20 protein-coding genes are annotated in these 21841 nt (G+C 61.1%); 12 read left to right on the forward strand and 8 right to left on the reverse strand.

All coding sequences use genetic code 11. The features are described 5' to 3' along the window. Positions 1-40 precede the first annotated feature (40 nt). On the reverse strand, positions 41-2914 hold the full coding sequence (locus tag BLQ55_RS27930; RefSeq protein ID WP_092258686.1) for a putative bifunctional diguanylate cyclase/phosphodiesterase: 2874 nt from the start codon (positions 2912-2914) through the stop codon (positions 41-43). A gap of 261 nt (positions 2915-3175) precedes the next feature. On the opposite strand from BLQ55_RS27930, the gene uvrD reads away from it, so the two are divergent. The 3 genes from uvrD (at position 3176) to BLQ55_RS27945 (ending at position 7086) form a co-directional block, all read left to right on the forward strand. Next, on the forward strand, positions 3176-5359 hold the full coding sequence (gene uvrD, locus BLQ55_RS27935; protein ID WP_060739967.1) for a DNA helicase II: 2184 nt from the start codon (positions 3176-3178) through the stop codon (positions 5357-5359). Between the two features lie 297 nt (positions 5360-5656). Next, positions 5657-6538: a Tim44 domain-containing protein gene (locus BLQ55_RS27940; protein ID WP_092200349.1), complete on the forward strand. Its 882-nt coding sequence runs from the start codon at positions 5657-5659 to the stop codon at positions 6536-6538. Between the two features lie 140 nt (positions 6539-6678). Continuing rightward, entirely contained in the window at positions 6679-7086 is a 408-nt protein-coding gene (locus BLQ55_RS27945; protein WP_003187120.1) for an SMI1/KNR4 family protein, read from the forward strand. A 13-nt stretch (positions 7087-7099) separates the two neighbouring features. Here the strand turns inward: BLQ55_RS27945 and BLQ55_RS27950 are convergent, their stop codons facing one another. After that, positions 7100-8863, reverse strand: coding sequence for a cation:proton antiporter (locus BLQ55_RS27950; protein WP_092200346.1), 1764 nt, complete (start codon positions 8861-8863; stop codon positions 7100-7102). A gap of 279 nt (positions 8864-9142) precedes the next feature. Here BLQ55_RS27950 and BLQ55_RS27955 point away from each other — a divergent pair, with 279 nt between their 5' ends. Beyond that, positions 9143-9628 carry an acyl-CoA thioesterase gene (locus tag BLQ55_RS27955; protein ID WP_060739964.1) on the forward strand — a complete coding sequence of 162 codons (486 nt, stop codon included), beginning with the start codon at positions 9143-9145 and terminating at the stop codon, positions 9626-9628. A 135-nt stretch (positions 9629-9763) separates the two neighbouring features. Here the strand turns inward: BLQ55_RS27955 and pdxY are convergent, their stop codons facing one another. Continuing rightward, positions 9764-10636: a pyridoxal kinase PdxY gene (gene pdxY / locus BLQ55_RS27960; protein ID WP_092200343.1), complete on the reverse strand. Its 873-nt coding sequence runs from the start codon at positions 10634-10636 to the stop codon at positions 9764-9766. Positions 10637-10755: 119 nt separating this feature from the next. On the opposite strand from pdxY, the gene BLQ55_RS27965 reads away from it, so the two are divergent. Continuing rightward, positions 10756-11178, forward strand: a complete 423-nt coding sequence (locus tag BLQ55_RS27965) for a DUF3301 domain-containing protein (RefSeq protein WP_092258689.1) — start codon at positions 10756-10758, stop codon at positions 11176-11178. 12 nt (positions 11179-11190) lie between these two features. Here BLQ55_RS27965 and BLQ55_RS27970 read toward each other — a convergent pair whose 3' ends face one another. Further along, complete coding sequence (locus tag BLQ55_RS27970) at positions 11191-12156, reverse strand: CobW family GTP-binding protein (RefSeq protein ID WP_092258692.1); 966 nt, start codon at positions 12154-12156, stop codon at positions 11191-11193. Between the two features lie 27 nt (positions 12157-12183). Here BLQ55_RS27970 and BLQ55_RS27975 point away from each other — a divergent pair, with 27 nt between their 5' ends. Further along, complete coding sequence (locus BLQ55_RS27975) at positions 12184-12537, forward strand: hypothetical protein (protein ID WP_060739960.1); 354 nt, start codon at positions 12184-12186, stop codon at positions 12535-12537. Here the strand turns inward: BLQ55_RS27975 and BLQ55_RS27980 are convergent. Continuing rightward, positions 12534-13184: a DUF1826 domain-containing protein gene (locus BLQ55_RS27980; RefSeq protein WP_092200334.1), complete on the reverse strand. Its 651-nt coding sequence runs from the start codon at positions 13182-13184 to the stop codon at positions 12534-12536. The two genes, BLQ55_RS27975 and BLQ55_RS27980, sit on opposite strands and share 4 nt — an antisense overlap. Next, complete coding sequence (zigA, locus tag BLQ55_RS27985; RefSeq protein WP_092258695.1) at positions 13184-14392, reverse strand: zinc metallochaperone GTPase ZigA; 1209 nt, start codon at positions 14390-14392, stop codon at positions 13184-13186. The genes BLQ55_RS27980 and zigA overlap by 1 nt, the downstream gene beginning before the upstream one ends. 127 nt (positions 14393-14519) lie before the next feature. On the opposite strand from zigA, the gene BLQ55_RS27990 reads away from it, so the two are divergent. The 5 genes from BLQ55_RS27990 (at position 14520) to BLQ55_RS28010 (ending at position 18341) form a co-directional block, all read left to right on the forward strand. Beyond that, positions 14520-14912, forward strand: coding sequence for a glutamine synthetase (locus BLQ55_RS27990; RefSeq protein ID WP_092258698.1), 393 nt, complete (start codon positions 14520-14522; stop codon positions 14910-14912). A gap of 114 nt (positions 14913-15026) precedes the next feature. Continuing rightward, on the forward strand, positions 15027-15923 hold the full coding sequence (gene folE2, locus BLQ55_RS27995) for a GTP cyclohydrolase FolE2 (protein ID WP_092258701.1): 897 nt from the start codon (positions 15027-15029) through the stop codon (positions 15921-15923). Further along, positions 15920-16588 (forward strand): metal ABC transporter ATP-binding protein, encoded by a 669-nt coding sequence (locus tag BLQ55_RS28000; protein WP_092258704.1) that lies wholly within the window; start codon positions 15920-15922, stop codon positions 16586-16588. The genes folE2 and BLQ55_RS28000 overlap by 4 nt, the downstream gene beginning before the upstream one ends. Next, positions 16588-17454: a metal ABC transporter permease gene (locus BLQ55_RS28005; RefSeq protein ID WP_092200320.1), complete on the forward strand. Its 867-nt coding sequence runs from the start codon at positions 16588-16590 to the stop codon at positions 17452-17454. The genes BLQ55_RS28000 and BLQ55_RS28005 overlap by 1 nt, the downstream gene beginning before the upstream one ends. 11 nt (positions 17455-17465) lie before the next feature. Beyond that, positions 17466-18341: a metal ABC transporter substrate-binding protein gene (locus BLQ55_RS28010; RefSeq protein ID WP_092258707.1), complete on the forward strand. Its 876-nt coding sequence runs from the start codon at positions 17466-17468 to the stop codon at positions 18339-18341. Between the two features lie 124 nt (positions 18342-18465). On the opposite strand, the gene BLQ55_RS28015 is transcribed toward BLQ55_RS28010, so the two are convergent. After that, a complete protein-coding gene (locus tag BLQ55_RS28015) occupies positions 18466-18987 on the reverse strand; it encodes a DUF3617 domain-containing protein (RefSeq protein WP_092258710.1) in 522 nt (173 codons plus the stop codon). A gap of 141 nt (positions 18988-19128) precedes the next feature. On the opposite strand from BLQ55_RS28015, the gene cls reads away from it, so the two are divergent. Continuing rightward, positions 19129-20568, forward strand: coding sequence for a cardiolipin synthase (gene cls, locus BLQ55_RS28020; RefSeq protein ID WP_092258713.1), 1440 nt, complete (start codon positions 19129-19131; stop codon positions 20566-20568). Here the strand turns inward: cls and cfaB are convergent. Beyond that, positions 20565-21752, reverse strand: a complete 1188-nt coding sequence (gene cfaB / locus BLQ55_RS28025) for a C17 cyclopropane fatty acid synthase CfaB (protein WP_092200308.1) — start codon at positions 21750-21752, stop codon at positions 20565-20567. The two genes, cls and cfaB, sit on opposite strands and share 4 nt — an antisense overlap. Positions 21753-21841 lie beyond the last annotated feature (89 nt).

A 21841-nucleotide genomic window follows, 5' to 3' on the forward strand; every position in this document is an offset into this window, starting at 1 on the left:
TAAAAGCGTCTGGCGGGAAGTTCCAAATCGAAGATCGGGTTCATTCCGCCAAGTGCTGCATCCGCAACAACCCCGCCAACCCGTCAGCTTCCACTGGCCGACTGATCAGATACCCCTGCACCTCATCGCAACGCTCGTTCCTGAGGAAATCGAGCTGCTCCTGCCGTTCGACGCCTTCGGCCACTACCTTGAGCGACAGCCCATGGGCCATTGCAATGATTGCCCGGGTAATGGCGGTATCCACGCTGCCCTCGCCCAGCCCGCGAATGAATGCCTGATCGATCTTCACGTAGTCCACCGGGATACGCTTGAGGTAGCTCAGGGAAGAGTAGCCGGTGCCAAAATCGTCGATCGCCAGCTTGACCCCGAGGTCACGCAATTGCTGGAAAGTGGCGATGATGTGTTCAACGCTGTCGAGCAACTGGCTCTCGGTCAACTCCAGCTCCAGGTACTGGGGCGCCAGACCGGTTTCTTCCAGCACTTGTCGCACCAGGCTGACCAGCTTGCCCTGGCGCAATTGATGCACCGACAGATTGACCGACACCCTGATCGGCTCGAGCCCCTGACGCTGCCACTCGCACGCCTGCCAACAGGCCTGGCGCAACACGAACTCGCCAATCGGCCCGATCAACCCGGTCTCTTCGGCCAGGCCGATGAAATCCCCCGGCGGAACCCGCCCCATGGCCGGATGATCCCAGCGCACCAGCGCCTCGGCGGCGTTGAGGCGACCGGTGGCCAGACACAGTTTCGGCTGGTAAAAGACCTTCAGTTGTTGCTCTTCCAAGGCCTTGCGCAGCTGGTTTTCCAGTTGCAGGCGCTCCAGCGTGCTGGCCTGGAGGCTCTCGGTGTAGAACTGGAAGTTGTTGCCCCCCAAATGCTTGGCGTGCTGCATGGCCATGTTCGCCTGGCTGACCAGCGTGGCAATTTCCCGCGTGTTGTCAGGCAACAAACTGATGCCGATGGAAGCACTGAGCACCAGTTCATGACCTTCGATGGTCAACGGCACCCGCAGTTTGGCGGCCAATCGGGTCGCCACCCGCGCCAGGCTTGAAAGGTTGCCGTAGGCATCGAACAACACCGCAAACTCATCGCCGGACAACCGGGCGATGGTATCCGCCTCGGGCAGCGCATTGATCAGGCGCCGCGCCATTCTCTGCAACAACTGGTCAGCGATGTCATGGCCGAGGCTGTCGTTGAGCAGTTTGAAACGGTCCAGGTTGATATGCAGCAACGCCAGGCTGCGCCGTCCACCCTGGCGCACCCGCTGATGCGCTTCGTTCAGGCGTTCGCGAAACAGCGAACGATTCGCCAACCCGGTCAATTCGTCGTAATGGGTCAGGTAGCGCATCCGCTCTTCGGATTCGCGCCGTGCCGAAAGATCGGCGAAGAAGCCCACGATGTGGCTGACGTTCCCCCGAGCATCACGCACGACGTTCAGTTGCAGCCACTGCGGATACAGCTCGCCGTTGGCCCGCGCCTCCACCAACTCCCCTTGCCAGGTGCCGTGCTGCTTGAGCGATTGGCGAATGACGGAGTAATGCCGGCGCGCGTCGCGGCTGCACGGCAGGTCGACCACGTTGCGACCGAGCATGTCCTGGATATTGAAACCGGTGACCCGCGTGAACGCCTGATTGGCGGCGAGCAACAGGTAGCTGGGGTCGAAAATCACAATGCCTTCGCTGGCGGCCTCGAACACCGTGGCCGCCAGCTGGCGTTGCTGCTCGAGTTCCTTGCTGACGCTGATGTCGCGCCGGGTGCCGACCATGCGCAGCACCCGTCCGCTCGTGCTGCGCTCCACGGCCCGGCCACGGTCTTCGATCCAGACCCAGTGACCATCGCCGTGACGCACACGGTATTCGATCTGGTAATCCTCGCTACGCCCCTTGAGGTGTTCGACCAGGGCCCGCTTGAGCGCCGGCACGTCCTGGGGGTGCAGGCGCGGGGTGAGGTGGCTGAGCATCGCCGTGACATATTCGGGCTCCAGGCCGAACAGCTCCTTGAGCTGGGTGTGATGGACTTCGTCAGTCTGCAGGTTCCAGTCCCACAACCCCAGCTCACTGGCCTTGAGGGCCAGGGCCAGGCGCGCCTCGCTCTTGCTCAGGGCCTGGCTGGCAACCTCCAGTTCAAGGCTGCGTTGCGCGACCCGCGCCTCCAGGCCAACCTGGGCCGCCCGCAGTTTCTCCTCGGCCGAACGACGTTGCTCGACCTCCCGGGCCAGCGCCTCGTTGAGTGACGCACTGCGGGTTTGGGTTTGCTGCAGGTGCTCGATCAGGGCCTGGTTCTGGAAGCGTCGCAGCATGCCACTCTGGATCAAGCGATTGACTTGCCAGGCCACCACGATCAGGGAAACCAGCACAATCAGCCCCAGCCAGCCCCAGCCACGTTGCTGCTCGTCGCCGCCCCAGAAGAGATAACCGATGGCCGGTAACAGGCAGGGCAAGGTGAAGGACAGGAACGCTGGAAGGCTCACGGCATAGGCCACACTGGCCGACAGCGCCGCCGCGCCGATCAGGCCGAACACCCAGGCCTGCTGCTGGAAGCTGTCGGCCGGGACCAACGCGATGCCGGCCCCGGCCAGCGTCAGGCCGGTCATCGCCGAGCCCAGCAAAAACATGCGCAGCCAGATCGGGTGCGCCTGGCGGCTTGGCATCGCCGAATCGAAAGCCGCCACTTGGATCACCCGCAGCGCCACCAGCGACAACAACCAGACGAGCCAGACGCTCACCAGGAAATAGCGCCGCGGCTCCCATAACAGCGCGGCGCAGACCAGACCATTGAGCAGCATGAACAGCGTGGGCAGCAGTGAGCCTTGATACAACAGACGTGTGCGCTCGACCGCCATCTCCGTGGCGTACTGCTTGCAGATGACCCGCGGTTCCACACAGGGGCCCGCCGGATCGGAATTGAGGGTCATTGGCACTGTTCTTGTTCTTATTCAGTCAAGCATGGAGAACCCGAAACGAGCACCGAGCATACACAAGCCATGGGCCATCCCACACTGCCCCAGCTCATAAAAACAGGGAAAAAAGTCGCTATTTCATTGGGTGGCGCCGCTCCCGAGCGAGTCCCGCCAACGCCTGTAGCCTGTGACCCGCCGGTCATCACCCAGTGGTCTTTTATCGGCTGATGCAAAGCTCGGTTTGCCCGGGGTGGCGCCGCACCCTAGAATGCCCCGATGCGCGATGATCTCTCCCTTCTGCTGAACTCCCTCAACGATGCCCAACGTCAGGCCGTAGCTGCCTCCGTGGGTCGTCAGTTGGTCCTGGCCGGTGCCGGCTCCGGTAAAACCCGAGTGCTGGTGCACCGTATCGCCTGGTTGATCCAGGTCGAGAACGCCTCGCCCCATTCGATCCTGTCGGTGACGTTCACCAACAAGGCCGCGGCCGAGATGCGCCATCGCATCGAACAACTGATGGGCATCAACCCCGCCGGTATGTGGGTCGGCACCTTCCACGGCCTGGCGCACCGCTTGTTGCGGGCGCACTGGCAGGAAGCCGGGCTGAGCCAGACCTTCCAGATCCTGGACAGCGACGACCAGCAGCGCCTGGTCAAGCGCGTGATCCGCGAGCTGGGCCTGGACGAACAGCGCTGGCCGGCCCGCCAGGCCCAATGGTTCATCAACGGTCAGAAAGACGAAGGCCTGCGCCCGCAGCACATCCAGGCCAGCGGCGACTTGTTCCTGGCGACCATGCGCAGTATCTATGAAGCCTACGAGGCGGCGTGCCAGCGTGCCGGGGTGATCGATTTTTCCGAGCTGCTGCTACGGGCCCTCGACCTGTGGCGCGACCATCCAGGCCTGCTGGCCCACTACCAGAAGCGCTTCCGGCATGTACTGGTGGACGAATTCCAGGACACCAACGCCGTGCAATACGCCTGGTTGCGCTTGCTCGCCAAGGGCGGCGACAGCCTGATGGTGGTGGGTGACGACGATCAGTCGATCTACGGCTGGCGCGGCGCCAAGATCGAGAACATTCACCAGTACTCGGCGGACTTTCCTGACGCCGAAGTCATCCGCCTGGAACAGAACTACCGCTCGACCGCCGGCATCCTCAAGGCCGCCAATGCCCTGATCGCCAACAATACAGGGCGACTGGGCAAGGAACTGTGGACCGACGGCGGCGAAGGCGAGGCGATCAACCTCTACGCCGCCTTCAACGAACACGATGAAGCCCGCTACGTGGTGGAAACCATCGAGAGCGCGCTGAAAACCGGCCTGGCCCGCAGCGACATCGCCATCCTGTACCGTTCCAACGCCCAATCGCGGGTGCTGGAAGAAGCGTTGCTGCGCGAACGGATCCCGTACCGCATCTATGGCGGCCAGCGCTTCTTCGAGCGCGCCGAAATCAAGAACGCCATGGCCTACCTGCGCCTGCTCGAAGGTCGCGGCAACGACGCGGCCCTGGAGCGGGTGATCAACGTACCGACGCGAGGCATCGGCGAAAAAACCGTCGAAGCGATTCGCGATCACGCGCGACACAGCCATGTGTCCATGTGGGAAGCCATGCGCCAGTTGGTGGCCAACAAAGGTGTGACCGGTCGCGCCGCCGGCGCCCTGAAGGCCTTCATGGACCTGATCGAAGACCTGGCCGCCAAGTGCGGGGAGATGCCGCTGCACTTGATGACCCAGACCGTCATCGAGCAGTCCGGCCTGATCGCCTACCACGAAGCGGAAAAAGGCGAGAAAGGCCAGGCCCGGGTGGAAAACCTCGAGGAGCTGGTCAGCGCCGCGCGCAACTTCGAGAACACCGAAGAAGACGAAGACCTGTCGCCACTGTCGGCTTTCCTGGGGCACGCCTCCCTGGAGGCCGGCGACACCCAGGCCGACGAACATGAAGACAGCATCCAGCTGATGACCCTGCACAGTGCCAAGGGCCTGGAATTTCCCTACGTGTTCCTCGTGGGCATGGAAGAAGGCCTGTTCCCTCACAAGATGAGCCTGGAAGAACCGGGACGCCTGGAGGAAGAACGGCGCCTGGCCTACGTTGGTATCACCCGGGCCATGCAGAATCTGGTGCTGACCTACGCCGAAACCCGACGCTTGTATGGCAGCGAGACCTACAACAAGGTGTCGCGCTTCGTACGTGAAGTGCCGAAGGGCCTGATCCAGGAAGTGCGGCTGTCCAACAGTGTCAGTCGACCATTCGGTGGCGGCCAGCAACAAAGCACCAGCAGCCTGTTCGGCGGCAGCGACATCCCGGAAACCGGCTTCAGCCTCGGCCAGACCGTGCGGCACTCGGTGTTCGGCGATGGCGTGATCCTCAATTTCGAAGGCGCCGGCGCCCAGGCCCGGGTGCAGGTGAACTTCAGCGAAGGCAGCAAGTGGCTGATGCTGGGGTATGCCAAGCTGGAAGCGATCTGAAGATTTATGTAGGCCCCTGTGGGAGCGAGCTTGCTCGCGATAGCGGTCGATCAGTCATTATTGATGCTGACTGACACACCGTTATCGCGAGCAAGCTCGCTCCCACAGTTGTTCTGGGAAACATTTCCGATAGAACTTGTTCCTCTTTCCTACAGCCCAAAGCGAACAGGCCCTCTTGCATAGCTGAAGCTGAACCTCACCTGTCACGCAAAAGCCCGAAACACTCTGCCGCTAGCCAGCAACAGTTCAGCTGTGCAACATGGCGCGCGTGCTATCCACAAATGGGAATGCCTTTATATGAAACGTTTTCTTAGCATCGCCATGGCGTTGTGCATCGGCCTGACGATGGCCATCGACGCCAATGCCGCCAAGCGCTTTGGCGGTGGTAAAAGCTCGGGGGCAGCCCCGACTCACCAGACCAGCCAGATGGCGCCGTCTTCTGCCGCCGGCTCCACCGCTGCCACCGCAGGTGCGGCCGGTGCAGCTGGTGCCGCCACCAAGGCCAGCGGCGCTTCGCGCTGGCTCGGCCCCCTGGCCGGCATCGCCGCCGGTGGCCTGCTCGCCTCCATGTTCATGGGCGACGGCTTCCAGGGCATGCAGATCTTCGACATCCTGATCATGGCGGTCATCGCCTTCCTGGTCTTCCGCTTCATTGCCGCCCGTCGTCGCAAGCAGCAGGAGCAACTCGCTCCAGCCGGCCATGCTCCGATGCCGATGCAGCGTGAAGTGTTCAACCAGCAGCCCGCCAGTGGTTCGATCTTCGGTGGTTCGGCAGCGCCTGCGGCCGCTCGTCCGGTGATCAATGCGCCGGCCTGGTTCAACGAGCAGCGCTTCATCGAAGCCGCCCGCAACCACTTCATGGCCCTGCAGCAGCATTGGGACGCGAACGAAATGGACAAGATCGCCGAGTTCGTGACCCCGCAACTGCTGGAGTTCCTCAAGCGCGAGCGAGCCGAGCTGGGCGATGGCTTCCAGTCCACCTACATCGATAACCTGCAGGTGCAACTGGATGGTGTCGACGATCGCGCCGACAAGACCATCGCCACCCTGACCTTCATCGGTGTGTCGAAGGATTCCCGCTTCGACAAGGGCGAAGCGTTCAGCGAAAGCTGGAACATGGAACGCGCCCAGGGCGATGACCAGCCTTGGCTGGTGGCAGGTATCCGCCAGAACGGTTGAACCTTTGCCCGTTTTGCATGTTGAAATAAAAGAACCCCGGCCCAGGCCGGGGTTTTCTATTTCGCGGTTGCATCTATAGCGAGCTACTGTATAAACCGCTTCATATGAAACCGCGCCATCGAGAAAGAGGATCCCCGGACGTGGAAGAAATCATCGAACAATTGCGTGAAGCCAACGAGCCCGTACCGGTCCCGCTGGAATTGCCCGACGAAGACTTGCTGGTAGAGATCGAAGAGCAGCTGTTCATCGATATCCCATTCGTCTTCAGGGAGTTTTTGCTGACCGTCAGCGATGTCGTCTACGGCAGCCTGGAGCCGGTGACCGTCACCGATCCACAATCCCACACCTACCTGCCGGACGTGGCCGCCAACGCCTGGGATGCCGGTGTCGACCGCAGCCTGATCCCGATCTGCCAGGACGGCGACGATTATTACTGCGTCGAAGAGGACGGCACGGTGGTGCTGTGGCAGGCCGAAGAAGAACTGATCGCCGAAGAAACCTGGGAATCGGTCTGGCACTGGGCCCGGGACGTCTGGCTGGAAAGCTGAGCCCCGCCGCCGGTCAATGCCCGGACGACTCCTTGTGGTTGTCCAGGGTTTCAAGCAGGGCCACCTGCATCCGCGTATGCAGGCGGATGAACCAGCGCCAAAGCAGTGCCGCCACGGCAGTCGCCACCACGGCGATCAGTACGAGCAACTTGTTGGTCGGCAGGATGCTGGCCGACAAGGCCGCCAATAGCAGGAAAATCACCAGCAGCGAGAGAATCGGGATCACTTCGGCGATCACCCGACGCACACGCTGGGTGTGGCGGCCAGCCATCTCCGGCTTCACGCCCATTTCCGCCAGCAGCATCGACAGCGCCTTGAGCTTGCGGTACGCGGCGATCAGGAACGGTAGCGACAGCAGCAACGCCCCGCCCCAGATCAATGCTTTCTGCCAGCTCGGGTCGCTGATCCATGCTTGCAGGTAAGCCGACATCCGCTCGGCGAAAAAACCACCCGAAACAAAAATCGCAATCACCAGCGCCAGATTGACGCCGACCTGCAGCAAAATCCGCCGGATCATCGACGCCACCATCGCCCCTTCTCCGTGGGGTTGGATGCTACGCAGCCATTCGCCATACATCCCCAGCACTCGCGTCAGCCGTTTCGGCATGACCGTCGCCAACTTGACGGACAGCGGGTCGGCAGCCCGGATCAAGTACGGTGTCAGCAGCGTGGTCAACACCGAGACGGCGACCGCGACCGGATAGAGGAAATCGCTGGTAACCTGCAGGGTCATCCCCAGCGACGCGATGATGAAGGAAAACTCGCCGATCTGCGAAAGACCCATCCCTACGCGCAGCGAGGTGCGTCCATCGTTGCCGGCAATAAAGGCACCGAGGCCGCAGGACAACATCTTGCCGAGCACCACCGCGCCCGTGATCACGGCAATCGGCCAGGCATACTGCAGCAGTATCGCAGGATCGAGCATCAACCCGATGGCGACGAAGAAGATCGCGCTGAACAGATCACGCACCGGCTCCACCAGGCGCTCGATCTTCAGCAGCTGCCGGGACTCGGCCATGATCGCACCGATCAGGAACGCCCCGAGCACCATGCTGTATTCCAGTTTCACCACCAGCAGGCAGAAGCCGAAACACAAGCCCAGTACGGTAATCAGCAGCATTTCGTTGCTGTCGAACTTCGCCACGTAGGCCAGCACCCTCGGCACCAGCAGAATACCGATGACCAACGCGACGATCATGAACAGCGACAACTTGCCGACGGTGGAAAATACCTCGCCGGAACTCACGGTGCCGCTGACGGCAATGCTCGACAGCAAGGCAATGATGCCAATGCCCAGGATGTCCTCGACGATCAACACCCCGAAAATCAGCTGGGCGAAGCGCTCGTTTTTCATCTTCAGGTCGTTGAGCGCCTTGACGATGATCGTGGTGGAGGAAATGGCCAGGATGGCACCGAGGAACAGCGAGTCCATGGTGCTCCAGTCGAACCAGCGGCCGATTTCGTAGCCGATCCAGATCATCAGCACAATTTCGAGGAACGCCGCGATGAAGGCCGTGGCGCCGACCTTGAACAGTTTGCGCAAGCTGAATTCCAGGCCGAGGCAAAACATCAGGAAGATCACCCCGAGCTCGGCCAGGGTCTTGATCGTGTCTTCGTCATGGATAAAACCGAACGGTGGCGTATGCGGGCCAATGATGAAGCCGGCCACGATGTAGCCCAAGACCACCGGTTGTTTGAAACGATGAAAGAGTACGGTCACCAACCCCGCCGCCATCATGATGATCGCCAAATCCTGGATGAAACTGATGGCATGCATGTCGGGGCTCCCTGTTCAAAATGACTCACTGCAGAGCTGGAGAAATCCGTTTCCTCTGTAGGAATTGCCCTCGCAACGGGCTTTTGAAGGGTAACACCGCGACTTCCGACAAAAAGACGGTGCAATATATGGAAACAGATCCATCGGCGCGTGACGGCAACCACAGGCGCAGCGTCCCGATATCGGTGGTTTTTAAAACCTGGTGACCTGTTCGCAGGCCACTCCCCAGCGCCCGCAGAGGTGCACTCCCGAATGACTGCCTTGAACCGTGAGTACGTTATGGAACCTGGAAACGCCCAGCTGTCGATGACGGTGTTGATGACCCCCGATATGGCCAACTTCTCTGGCAATGTCCATGGCGGCACCTTGCTCAAATACCTCGACGAAGTCGCCTATGCCTGCGCCAGCCGCTACGCCGGACGCTACGTGGTGACCCTGTCGGTCGACCAGGTCATCTTTCGTGAGCCGATTCATGTCGGCGAACTGGTGACCTTCCTGGCCTCGGTGAACTACACCGGCAACACGTCGATGGAAGTGGGCATCAAAGTCGTGACCGAAAATATTCGCGAACGCTCGGTGCGCCACACCAACAGTTGCTTCTTCACCATGGTTGCGGTGGATGACCAACGCAAACCCGCGACCGTGCCGCCCTTGCAGCCGCAAAACAGCGAAGAAAAACGCCGCTACGAACAAGCCCAGCAACGCCGGCAGATCCGCCAGGAACTGGAGAGGCGCTACCAGGAGATCAAGGCGGACGGGCCTTAGGCGGGCGCCGAAAAGCAACGGTGGGAGCGCTTGCTCGCGATGGCGGTGTCACAGCCAGCATCGATGTTGAATGTGATGGCCTCATCGCGAGCAAGCTCGCTCCCACAGGGATTTGCAGCATTTTCACGGGGGCGATCAGAGGCTGATTGGCACAGCCTCGAACCGCACCCGTGGATGGGCGATCCGGTCCTGGGCGCGGACCAGTTCCAGCTCATAGCTGGTGCAGGCCTGGGTCTCCAGCAGCACTTCGTGCACCGCCGCGGCGGTGAATTCGAATGCCGCGACCAAACTGTCCCCCAGCAGAATCCTCGCCAGGAACAAGCCCGACGTCAGGTCGCCCACGCCCACCGGCTGGCGCGGGAAAGCCAACAGGGGACGACGCAGGTGCCAGCTGTCATTGGCGGTCACCAGCAGCATTTCGAAACTGTCATCGGGTTTGCCGGGGTAGGCCAGGTGCTTGACCAGCACCGCCTTCGGGCCACGGGCCAGCAACGCGCGGGCCATGGCCAGGCAGTCCAGCAACGACTGCGCCTTGCGCCCCGAAAAACTGTCCAGCTCCAGTTGGTTCGGGCACATGAGGTCCGCCACGGCAGCGGCTTCTTCCAGGAGAAATTCGCTCACCTCGGGCGCCACGATGCAGCCCTTCTCAGGGTGCCCCATGACCGGGTCGCACAGGTACAGCGCCTTGGGATTGGCAGCCTTGATCCGCGCCACGCCCGTCAGGATCGCTCGCCCCTGAGCCGCGCTGCCCAAGTAACCGGACAACACCGCATCGCAATGCCCCAGCTCACCGATAGCGGCAATGCCTTCTACCAATGCCGGTATCTGCTCTGGCGCCAGCACCTCACCGGTCCATTGGCCGTACTGGGTGTGATTGGAAAACTGCACGGTATTGAGCGGCCAGACGTTCACGCCGACCCGCTGCATCGGAAACACTGCGGCGCTATTGCCAGCGTGACCGAACACCACGTGGGACTGAATGGCAAGCAGATGAGGCGTACGTTTCATGCGGGAAGTTTCCGTAAAACGATTGAAATTCAAGCCGCGCAGTATGCGACTAAACGCAGCCTGTACGACAGACCGGCGAGACAGTTAAGCTGACAGCAACTTGTTGGAGCACTTCGTTCATGCTGACCCTTGGAAACATCTTCGTGCTGATGCTGCTGGCTACCGGCGGCGCCTGGCTGTGGCACAACCATGGCTTGCGCGAACGGGCGTTGGCGAGGGTCATGCAGCATTGCGCCAACCTCAAGATCGAGCTGCTGGACGGCAACGTGGCGCTGAAAAAAATCGGCTTCGTGAGGGACGCCAACGGTCGACGACGCCTGGCTCGCGTCTACAACTTCGAGTTCACCGTCACCGGCGAAAGCCGCCATTCGGGCACCATCACCCAGTTTGGTGCCCACAGCGCACACATCGAGCTGGCGCCCTACCCGATGCCCTTCGAAGAAACACCGCCAGCGCCCATCGAACCGGTCCAGGCCAGGCCCAGGGCTGAAGTCATCGAATTGAGCCAGTGGCGCCAGGAACACAACAAGTGGAAACCTTGAAACAAGGCTGATTCAGGAACATCGACAACTCACCAGACCGGTTTTCAGGCGATCGACGTCTTGCGGTTGATCGAAAATCAGCTCGACCCGAGAATCCTGGCGCCACTCGCTGGCTTGCCAGCCCAGCGCCGCCCCCTCCAACGCATTGGCTGAAACCCAGCCGTCGCGGCTGTGGATAACCATCTTCGCCCGTTTCCAGCCCTGGTCTTGTAGCCATCGCGTCAGCGCCGGCGCGTCGAATCGTTGGCTTGGGTGCCAGCGCCAGCCGATACTCCAGCCTCCGTCCTGCTGCTGATACAGGCAGATGGGTTGCGTCGGGTCGGTCCAGATCGTCGGGATCTGCCCCAGACTCTTGGGCAGGTTCACGTTATCCACGGCCCCGCTGCCCTGGGCCGCAAGGCCTGGTAATCGATCAATCGGTAATGCCGCGTGTTGCGTCCAGTACAACGCAGACCCTGGCAGTTGCGCCGTCAGCCGTTCGCGATCGGCTTGCGTGAGGCTCTCGGATTTGTTCAGCACCAGCAGTCCGGCATCCGCCAGGGTTTGTCGCTGCGCTTCGGGCAAGGGTTTGCCGTCCGCCATCGCCCGGGCATCCAGCACCAGCACACAGGGTTGTACCGCGAGCACGCCGAGCCAGGGCGCTTCACTCAGTTGCCGCATCAACTGTGCCGGATGCCCCAGGCCCGACGGTTCGATGAACAGCCGATCCGGCCGGGCCTTGCGCAGCAGACGTCCAAGACCGATCTGAAACGGCGCACCATTGACGCAGCACAAGCAGCCGCCGGCCACTTCGCCCAGTGCGATACCATCGCCAGCCTGGGTCAGCAGCGCGGCATCCAGGCCGATCTGGCCGAACTCGTTGATCAGCACCGCCCAGCGCTCATTGGCCGGGCGCTGGGCCAGCAGATGCCTGATCAGGCTGGTCTTGCCGGCACCCAAAGGGCCGGCGATGACATGGGTAGGAATGTGCTGCAACATAATCGACGGCTTTCGATGGAGGTGAACATGCGATTGATCGGCTGGTTGTTACTGGCATTGACGTCAGACCAGGCGCTGGCGCAGGCCTGCGTGGTCCACAGCCAGGCGGAGCGACTCGATGTGAAAGTCTGCCAACAGAACCGCAGCATTCCGCAGAAACTGTTTGCCGATGGCTTCTGCCAGCCAAACCTTGCCGGCCAGAAGGTCGAGGTGCAATACGTCGATCAATGCCCCGGCGGCGCGTTCGGCGTTTGCAGCAACGCCCAGGTCGCCAATATGCCTTACCGCCAGGATATTCACTATTACGGCGTGGCGACCGATGCCGCGTACCTGCAGCCATTTTGCGAAGGGCAGAGCCAAGGCACCTGGCTCAAGCCTTAAGCCAGCCAATCCAGTGTGAGCATCAGGCGACGCTTTCCCGGCGCAGGCGCAGGCGAGCGATGGATCAGGCCGAACCCCTCATTACCGTGCCATTTCTCGCCTTTAAGCAAGCCGACATCACCGCAACCAAACTGCTGGATCACGCGCGGATCAACCGGCTCTGCCTCAGGCTGTGCCAGATGCCGGCGGTCCATGGCCTCTTCCTTGAGCCACTGGCTGCCGACGCCCGCATAGGTGGTCAGCAGCCGTACCGGTACGTGGTCAACGTGGAAGCGTGGGCACATGGCCTTGTCCAGCGTGCGCAGACGCAGACCGACACGTTGCGCGCCCAACAGGCAGGCAAACGCACAGACCAGCCAGGAAACATCGGCGATAAAGCCTTCATAGCCCTGCAGGTCGCTGAAACCCGCGGCCAGACCGTGCAGCGCTGGCTGGGTGTCTTCCTCTGGCAAGTCGAGCACCCGTGATTCAGCCAGGGGCTGATCCATCGCCAGCACCATAGCCGCAAAATCGCTGATGTGTGCGGGAAGCTGACGCTGCCAGACCGCCAGGTTGGTGCCGTCGTCCAGGATCTGCGTGAATACCCCTGGCGTATCACCCTGGACCTGTCGTATCTGCGTCGCTCGTTTCAGACTGGGCGCCAGCATCACGCTGCAACCTCTTCATGCCACGGTCCGAACGGATCCGGCAACCATCGCCAATTTTCGACCCCGAGGGCCATTTCCGCATCGGTGAGCAGGCAGGCGTCCAGTTCAGCGGCGAGTTGGCCGAAATCAATGTCCTGACCAATGAAGACCAGCTCCTGACGGCAATCGCCTGTGCCAGCCAACCAGTTCTTCATGATCGCCGCGGTGCTTTCTTCATCCTGCGGCCATTGGTTTTTCGGCACGAACCGCCACCAGCGCCCGGCGAAACCATGTCGCATCAAGCCGCCAGCCTGAGACCAGCTGCCCGCCTCCTCAGGCTTGCTGGCCAGCCAGAAGAACCCCTTGGAGCGCAGGAGTTTGCCATTGGGCCACGGCCGGTCGATGAAGTTGAAGAACCGCTGGGGATGAAACGGCCGGCGAGCCCGATAAGCGGTCGAGGCGATGCCATATTCCTCGGTTTCTGGCACATGCTCACCCCGCAGTTCCTGTAGCCAGCCAGGTGCCTGGGCGGCGCGTTCGAAGTCGAAAAGACCTGTGTCGAGGATTCTGCCCAGTGGCACCTGCCCCATGACCATAGGGATGATCTGCGCCTGGGCGTTGAGACACTGCAGAATCGCGGTCAACTCTTCCCGCTCATGCTGGCTGATCAGGTCGATCTTGCTGATCAGAATCACGTCGGCAAACTCGACTTGTTCAACCAGCAGATCGGTGATCGAGCGCTCATCCTCCTCACCCAGGGTTTCGCCCCGTGACGCCAGGCTTTCGGCGGCCTGGTAATCCAGCAGGAAATTCACCCCATCGACCACCGTGACCAGGGTGTCGAGTCGCGCCACATCGGCCAGGCTTCGGCCCTCTTCATCACGAAATGTAAAGGTTTCCGCCACTGGCAGCGGTTCGGAGATACCGGTGGACTCGATGAGCAAGTAGTCGAAACGCCCTTCCCTGGCGAGTTGCCCGACTTCTTCGAGCAAGTCCTCACGCAACGTGCAGCAGATACATCCGTTGCTCATTTCCACCAGTTTCTCTTCGGAACGATTCAGGGTGACATCTCGCTGGACTTCGCTGCCATCGATGTTGATCTCGCTCATATCGTTGACGATCACAGCAACCCGCAGGTTGTCGCGATTACGCAGGACGTGATTGAGCAGCGTGCTTTTACCGGCACCGAGGAATCCGGAAAGTACGGTGACGGGAAGACGATTGGGCATCAGGTATATCCTCATCGGGCGGCCGCTTCGATGACGGCTCGTTTTCAGGGCTTGGTTGTCTTTATGTTATAGTATAACAACACAGTTCAACCAGCCCCGCCGCTCCTCATTCGTCTGAGATCCATCCATGCGCACTCCTCTGAAATTTGTTCTTGCGGGCCCGCTGTTGCTGTTGGCGTTAGGCGCTGCTGGGCAGAGTCCACTCTTGGCAAACTGCACCCGTAGCGCGAATTTGCTGGCGTGCGTGGATATGCAAGGTAATGCCTATAGCGTTGCGACGGCTGGAAACACTCTTTATTTGCGCGGTTTTGAAGCCGCCAGTCGCCGCTATTGGGCGCAAACGAACAGCCGTTACGGTCAGCTCACGTTCTTTACCGGACTGGCGTCGGACGGAGAAAGTTGGGTTGGATACAGCCGGCGTGTGGGCTGGACAACCCTCAATCGTTTTTCCAGCTCGGGCGGTAGCACCGGTGCATTTACATGCGGCCGCATGAACGGGTGCCAGGATTCATCGCGTTAATGTTTCACGTGGAACGTGAACATTCAGGGAGATGAAACTCCTTTCATGGAAGAGGCTTCTTAAAATTAACTGTTATACTATAACATCTAATTTTAATCTTCGATGGGCCTTGCCATGAATGCGTTAACGTTGCCCGACGTGGCTGCGCAGGTTTCACGTCACACCCTGCCCCTTGATTGGGTGGGCATGTGTGGCATCGTAACGCCGGTGTTGATTGAGGGCCAGCGCCTCAGCGCAACGGTCGACGCCGGGGTGAGCCTCGATGACGGTGAGGCGCGCGGCATTCACATGTCGCGCTTATACCTGGCGCTGGGGTTGCTGGAAGAGACGCCCCTTTCGCCCGCGCTATTGCGCCGAATCCTGGAACAATTTCTCGATAGCCATGAAGGCTTATCCCGTGCGGCTTCGCTCACTGTGCATACCGATCTGCTGCTCAAACGTCCGGCGCTAACCAGCCCGTTGGCAGGCTGGAAAGGTTATCCGGTGAGCATCGAAGCTCAGTTGAAAAACACAATGTTCCACGTGGAACTGAAAATTCAGATCCCCTATTCCTCGACTTGCCCATGTTCGGCAGCCCTTGCCCGGCAGTTGATCCAACAGCAATTTGTCGACGACTTCGCTAACAAGAGACTTGAGCACGCCGAAATTCTCACGTGGTTGGGCTCATCGAACGGCATTGTCGCCACCCCCCATAGCCAACGCAGCACGGCGACTTTGACGCTGCGTCTGGACGCCGCTGTCGACGAATTGCCGCTGCAGTGGTTCATCAACCAAGCCGAAGCAGCCCTTGGCACCGCCGTGCAGACCGCCGTGAAACGCGCCGATGAACAAGCCTTCGCCCTGGCCAACGGGCAAAACCTGATGTTTTGCGAAGACGCCGCGCGACGATTGAGCACGGCCCTGGCCCGCTCATCGGAGATCACCGCCCTGGATGTACGCGTCGTCCATGCCGAAAGCCTTCATGCCCATGACGCCGTGGCGCGAAGCCGCTGGACCCGGGAGCCCTCATGATCGACTGCCAGGCACTGCGCTGGGGGGCACCCGGACAGCCCCTCACGCCGCCCCTCGCCATGGAGCGACCGGCAGGCAGCCTCACCGCCATCATCGGTGCCAACGGCTCCGGCAAGAGCAGCCTGTTGAAAGTGCTCGCGGGGCTGCAAAAGCCGCTAGCCGGTAAAGTCACCTTAAATGTTCCACGGCGTGGTGGCGTTTCATTCATGCCCCAGCAGCAACATCTGGATCGACAATTTCCCATCAACTTGCAAGACCTGGTGGCTGCCGGCGCTTGGGGCAATCGCCACACGCCAGCCATGCGCAGACAGTTGTTGCAGGCCGTACTGGACGATTGGGCATTGACCGGCCTTGAGCAACGTCCGCTAATGGCGCTGTCGGGAGGCGAACTGCAACGCGCCCTGCTCGCTCGCCTGAGCCTGGCCGAAGCGCCGTTGCTGTTGCTCGACGAACCCCACGCCGCCCTCGACGAACAAGGCCAGGCGCTACTGTGGAAACACATTCATCGCTGGCACGCGGCGAGCAGGACCCTCGTGGTGGTGTGTCATGATCTGGCAGCGGTACGCCAACACGTCCCCCATACGCTGCTGATCAAGAACACCGGCTGCGTGCTAGGTCGCAGTGTCGATTTGATCGCCCAACAACCCCATGCGTGGGTGGCCTGATGCTCGCGGCCACACATTTCTGGCAACCCTTCCAAGAGTTTGTCTTCATGCGTCGGGCCCTGCTGGGTGGCCTGGTGTTGGCGTGCAGCACGGCGCCGCTGGGTGTGTTCCTGATCCTTCGGCGCATGAGCCTGATCGGTGACGCCGTGGCACACGGCATCCTGCCTGGCGCCGCCCTGGGCTTCTGGTTCGCCGGGCTGAGCCTGCCGGCCTTGACCCTGGGCGGCCTGGGGGCGGGCTTGAGCATGGCCGGGCTCGCCGCCTGGGTTACCCGGCGCACGGGCCTACGAGAGGACGCCAGCCTCGCGGCGATTTATCCCATTTCCCTGGCGGCCGGGGTGTTGATCCTCGGCATGGCCGGCAAACGCTTGGACTTGTTGCACCTGCTGTTTGGCTCGGCCTTGGCGGTGGACGGCCCCACACTCAACGGCATGCTGTGGGTTTGCGGCGTTAGCCTGGTGGCGATGGCGTTGATTTATCGACCGCTGCTGCTCGATACCCTCGACCCACTGTTCCTGCAAACCGTCAGTCGTCTCGGCCCGTTGGCCCACGGCGTGTTCCTGACCCTGGTGGTGCTGAACCTGGTGATCGGTTTCCAGGCCATCGGCGCGTTGATGGTCGTCGGCCTGATGATGCTGCCGGCCGCCGCGTCGCGATTCTGGAGCCGGCGCCTGCCGCTGCTGATGCTGATCGCCGCGCTGCTCGGTTGCCTCTCGGTCTGGTTTGGCCTGCTGTTGTCGTTCTATTACTCACTGCCCAGCGGACCGTCCATCGTTCTGGTGGCGGGCGTTTCGTATCTGCTGTCGGTGGTATTCGGGCCGGTGCACGGTTTGCTGCGCCGCCCGCCCTTGCTCACATCCCAATGAGGTGTTTCCCGATGCGCGTACTGCTCGTGCTAATCAGTCTGATGCTGTCCATGTCCCTGTCCGCGGCCGAAAAACTTCAGGTAGTGACCAGCTTCAGCATCCTCGCCGACATGACCCGACAGGTCGGTGGTGAGCATATTCAAGTCACCAACATGGTCGGGCCGGACGCCGATGCTCACACCTACGAACCCACCCCAGACGACGCCCAGGCGTTGCTCAGGGCAAAACTGATCATCAAGAATGGCTTGGGCTTCGAGCCGTGGCTGGACCGCCTGGTGACCAGCACCGGAACCAGCGTCCCGGTGATCAGCGCCAGCCATGGCGTCATCCCGCGGTCACTGGATGAGGACGGCGAGACCATCCCCGACCCGCACGCATGGCACAACCTGGCGAATGCCGAGCTGTATGTCCGCAACATCGCCAAGGCACTGGAAGCTGCCGACCCGGCCAACAAGGCCGACTACGAACGCAACAGCCAGGCATACCTGAAGAAAATCTACGCCCTACTCGCTGAAGCCAAGGCCAAGCTCGGCGCATTGCCTGCCGGTAATCGCAAGATCGTGACGTCCCATGATGCATTCGGTTACCTGGGCCAGGCCTATGGCATCGAGTTCATGGCGCCCCAGGGGTTATCCACCGAACGTGAACCGTCGGCGGCAGAAGTCGCGGCGCTGATTACCCAGATCCGTCAGGCGAAAGTCAAAGCGGTGTTCATGGAAAACATCAAGGACGCGCGCCTGCTCAAGCAGATCGCCGACGAGAGCGGCGCTCACATCGGCGGCACGCTGTACTCCGACGCACTCGCCGCCAGCGGACCGGCCAGCACGTTCACTGGCCTGTTCGAATACAACCTCAATACGTTGTACGAGGCACTGAGTCGGCCCTAGAAAATGTGTGGGAGCAAGGCTTGCCCGCGATGAACGGTGACGTCCTCGGCGACTCACCGAATTGTCCGCATCGCGAGCAAGCTCGGCTCCCACAGGCTTACCAAGCGGTTACTTCAAACGAGCTTCAAGCCCTCGGCTTGACCGTCCCGCAATCCTGCCCCAGCCATACCGCGCGAGTGTCAAGGCTACCGTTCTGCTGGATGCCGGTGGCATTGAACGTGCCGTTGACCTTGGTGGTGAATTCACGATCACTCTGGAATGTCGCGACCCCGGCACCCTGGGCTTTCGGGCAACTGAAGCGAAACTTCCACTGATTACCGGTGCGTTCGGTGATCTGCTGCTTGCAACCCGACTGCGGGTCTTGCAGCGGAATATCATTGGTTTGAACCTGCGCCGGGGTCAGGCACACGCGAATGCCTTTGCCACCCATGGTAATCCCCTGCTTTTCCAGCATCGCCCGTTGCTCCGGGGTCATTTGGGTTTGCAGCTGGCCGAGGATCAGTTGCAGGTCCGGCAGGTTCTGGTTATCGACCTTCATATTGCTGGTGGTCAATTCCCACAAACCCGGCTGGAGCATCTGCGCCTGAACCGCCATCGGAACCGACAAACCCATCGCCAAGGCCACACCCAGCAGACGAACATTCATTACACGAACTCCAGAGGACAAGTGGCCGTTAGACGCCGTCCACGGGCTTCGGTTCAGGGCCTGAACCTGTGAATTAAATAGCGACATTCGCCACGGAACATGGTCTGTTAAGCATTGAAACTTCAGGAGCAAGGCTGCCCCATGGATTATTTCGGCCCGCATGTTTTCGGTTACCTGATCGCGCTGCTCCACACCCTGGGCTCCATTGCCGCCGTCCACGCCGTGCTGACGGTGCGCACCGCCCAGGGCTCGATTGCCTGGGCCCTGTCGCTGACCTTCATTCCCTACCTGACGTTGATTCCTTATCTGGTGTTCGGCCGCAGTACGTTCGATGGTTACATCAAGGCGCGCCGGCAAGCCAACGAAGAAATGCGCAAGGCAATCTCTGAATTGAACTGGCGCCCCTGGGTAGAAGAAGCCCTGACCGCTCGGGCCTCCCAAGCCTACGCCTCGCTACGGGCTATGCCGAAACTGGGACGCACACCGTGCCTGGCCAATAATCAGGTGCGTTTGTTGGTCAACGGCCACGCCACGTTCGAGGCGATTTTCCAGGCCATCGAACAGGCACGCGAGGCCGTGCTGATCCAGTTCTTCATCGTCCATGACGACCGCCTCGGTCAACGCCTGCACACGCTGCTCTTGAAGAAAGCCGCCGAAGGCGTGGCCGTGTACCTGCTCTATGACCGCATTGGCAGCCACTCCCTGCCCCACCGCTACGTGCAAGCCTTACGCGACGGTGGCGTCCACGTAAAAGCGTTCGCCACCCGTAGCGGCTGGCTCAACCGATTCCAAGTCAACTTTCGCAACCATCGCAAGATCGTGGTGGTGGACGGTGTGCAAGGGTTCGTCGGCGGGCACAACGTCGGTGACGAATACATGGGCGATAAACCACCCTTGGCGCCGTGGCGCGACACCCATGTGCAAGTGCGCGGGCCGGTGGTGGCGAGCATGCAAGAGTCGTTCGCCGAAGACTGGTTCTGGGCGGCCCGTTCCCTTCCCCCGCTGATCCTGCCGGACAGCTACCCGGACGATGGTGTGCTTTGCCAGTTGCTGGCCAGCGGCCCGGCCGACGCCTATGAAACCTGCTCGCTGTTTTTCGTCGAGGCCATTCACGCCGCCAGCGAACGCGTCTGGATCACCACGCCCTACTTCATCCCCGACGAAGCGGTATTCGCAGCCTTGCGCCTGGCGGTACTGCGTGGCGTGGATGTGCGCATCCTGCTGCCCTCGCGGCCCGACCACAAGATCGTCTACGCAGCGTCCAGCCTGTACGCGTTTGAAGCGGTACGGGCCGGTGTGCGGATGTTCCGTTACGGGCCGGGCTTCCTGCATCAGAAAGTGGTGTTGATCGACCGGGAAATCAGCGCCATAGGCAGTGCGAACCTGGACAACCGTTCGTTCCGCTTGAACTTCGAAGTCATGCTGCTCACCGTGGATATCCCGTTCGCCACCGAGGTCGAGCGAATGCTCGAAGAGGACTTCGCCCAGGCCCAGGAAATCGACAAACAGGAAAGCCGGGAGACCCACCGCCTGCAGGAGGTCGGCATGCGGATCGCCCGGCTTATTTCCCCGATTCTCTAAGGGGTATAGATGTCGTCGCGGGTCCATGGCAGCTCATGGCTACCGTCGGCATGGGCCTTCACCGCCAGGATCTGGTGCAGGTTGATCCAGCCCTTGGCGAACGCGTAGGCGCAGCCGGCCAGGTACAGACGCCAGATCCGCAGTGCCTGCTCCGACACTTCCTTCGACGCTGCCTCGAGATTGTCCTCCAGGCGTTCGCTCCAGTGATCGAGCGTGCGTGCATAGTGCATGCGCAAGCTTTCCACATCGACGATCTCCAGGCCCGCTTCACTGATCTGCGCGGAAATCATCGACAGATGCGGCAGCTCGCCGTTGGGGAATACGTACTTCTCGATGAACTCGCCCGCGCCGCGACCGACCGGACGCCCGTCGGTATGCTTGGCCGTGATGCCATGGTTCATCACCAGCCCACCCTCGCGCACGGCGCCGAACAGCGTCTTGCAGTACTGCGCAAGGTTGGCGTGGCCGACATGCTCGAACATACCCACGCTGACCACTTTGTCGAAGCGGCCGTCCTGGGGCAGGTCGCGGTAATCCAACAGTTGCAACTCGACCTGATCCTCCAGGCCTTCGGCCTTGACCCGTTCCCGGGCCAGCGCCAGCTGCGCCTTGCTCAGGGTAATGCCGAAGACCTTGGCACCAAACTCCCGCGCGGCATAACGCGCCAGGCCGCCCCATCCGCAACCGACATCCAGCAGGTAGTCACCCGGTTGCAATCGCAGCTTGCGACACAGGTGGCGGAACTTGGCTTGCTGGGCCTGCTCGAGGGTTTCGCTGCCTGTCTCGAAATAGGCACAGGAATAGGCCATGTCGCTGTCGAGCCATAGCTGATAAAACGCGTTGGAAAGATCGTAGTGGTAGGAGATCGCCTTGGCGTCGGTTTCTTTGTCGTGGACCGAGCGCACCGGCTGGTTGTCGGGATCGTCCTCGACCAAGGCCTGGCTCAATTCATCGCAGACCCGAATGACTTCGTGGATCGGGCCTTCAAGTTCCAGTTTGCCTTCGACAAACGCCGACCCCAATGCGTCCAGGCTGGGGTGGGTGAATTGCGCGACCATTTGTGGGTCCTTGACCACAATCGTGACGCTGGGGTCGGCCCCCAGTGAAAATTCATGGCCGTCCCAGAGCCGCAGCCGAAGCGGTAGATGCAGATTCTGTAAGGCCGGTGGAAGTTGCGCGAGCATGGAAAATCCCCCTTTGTTTCAGACGTCTGAAATGAGGGTAGACCATGCTAGAAAAATAGCAGGCTATCGAATTTATAGCCTTTTTCTAT

Source organism: Pseudomonas sp. NFACC13-1, assembly GCF_900104425.1.
GTDB lineage: Bacteria > Pseudomonadota > Gammaproteobacteria > Pseudomonadales > Pseudomonadaceae > Aquipseudomonas > Aquipseudomonas fluorescens_AA.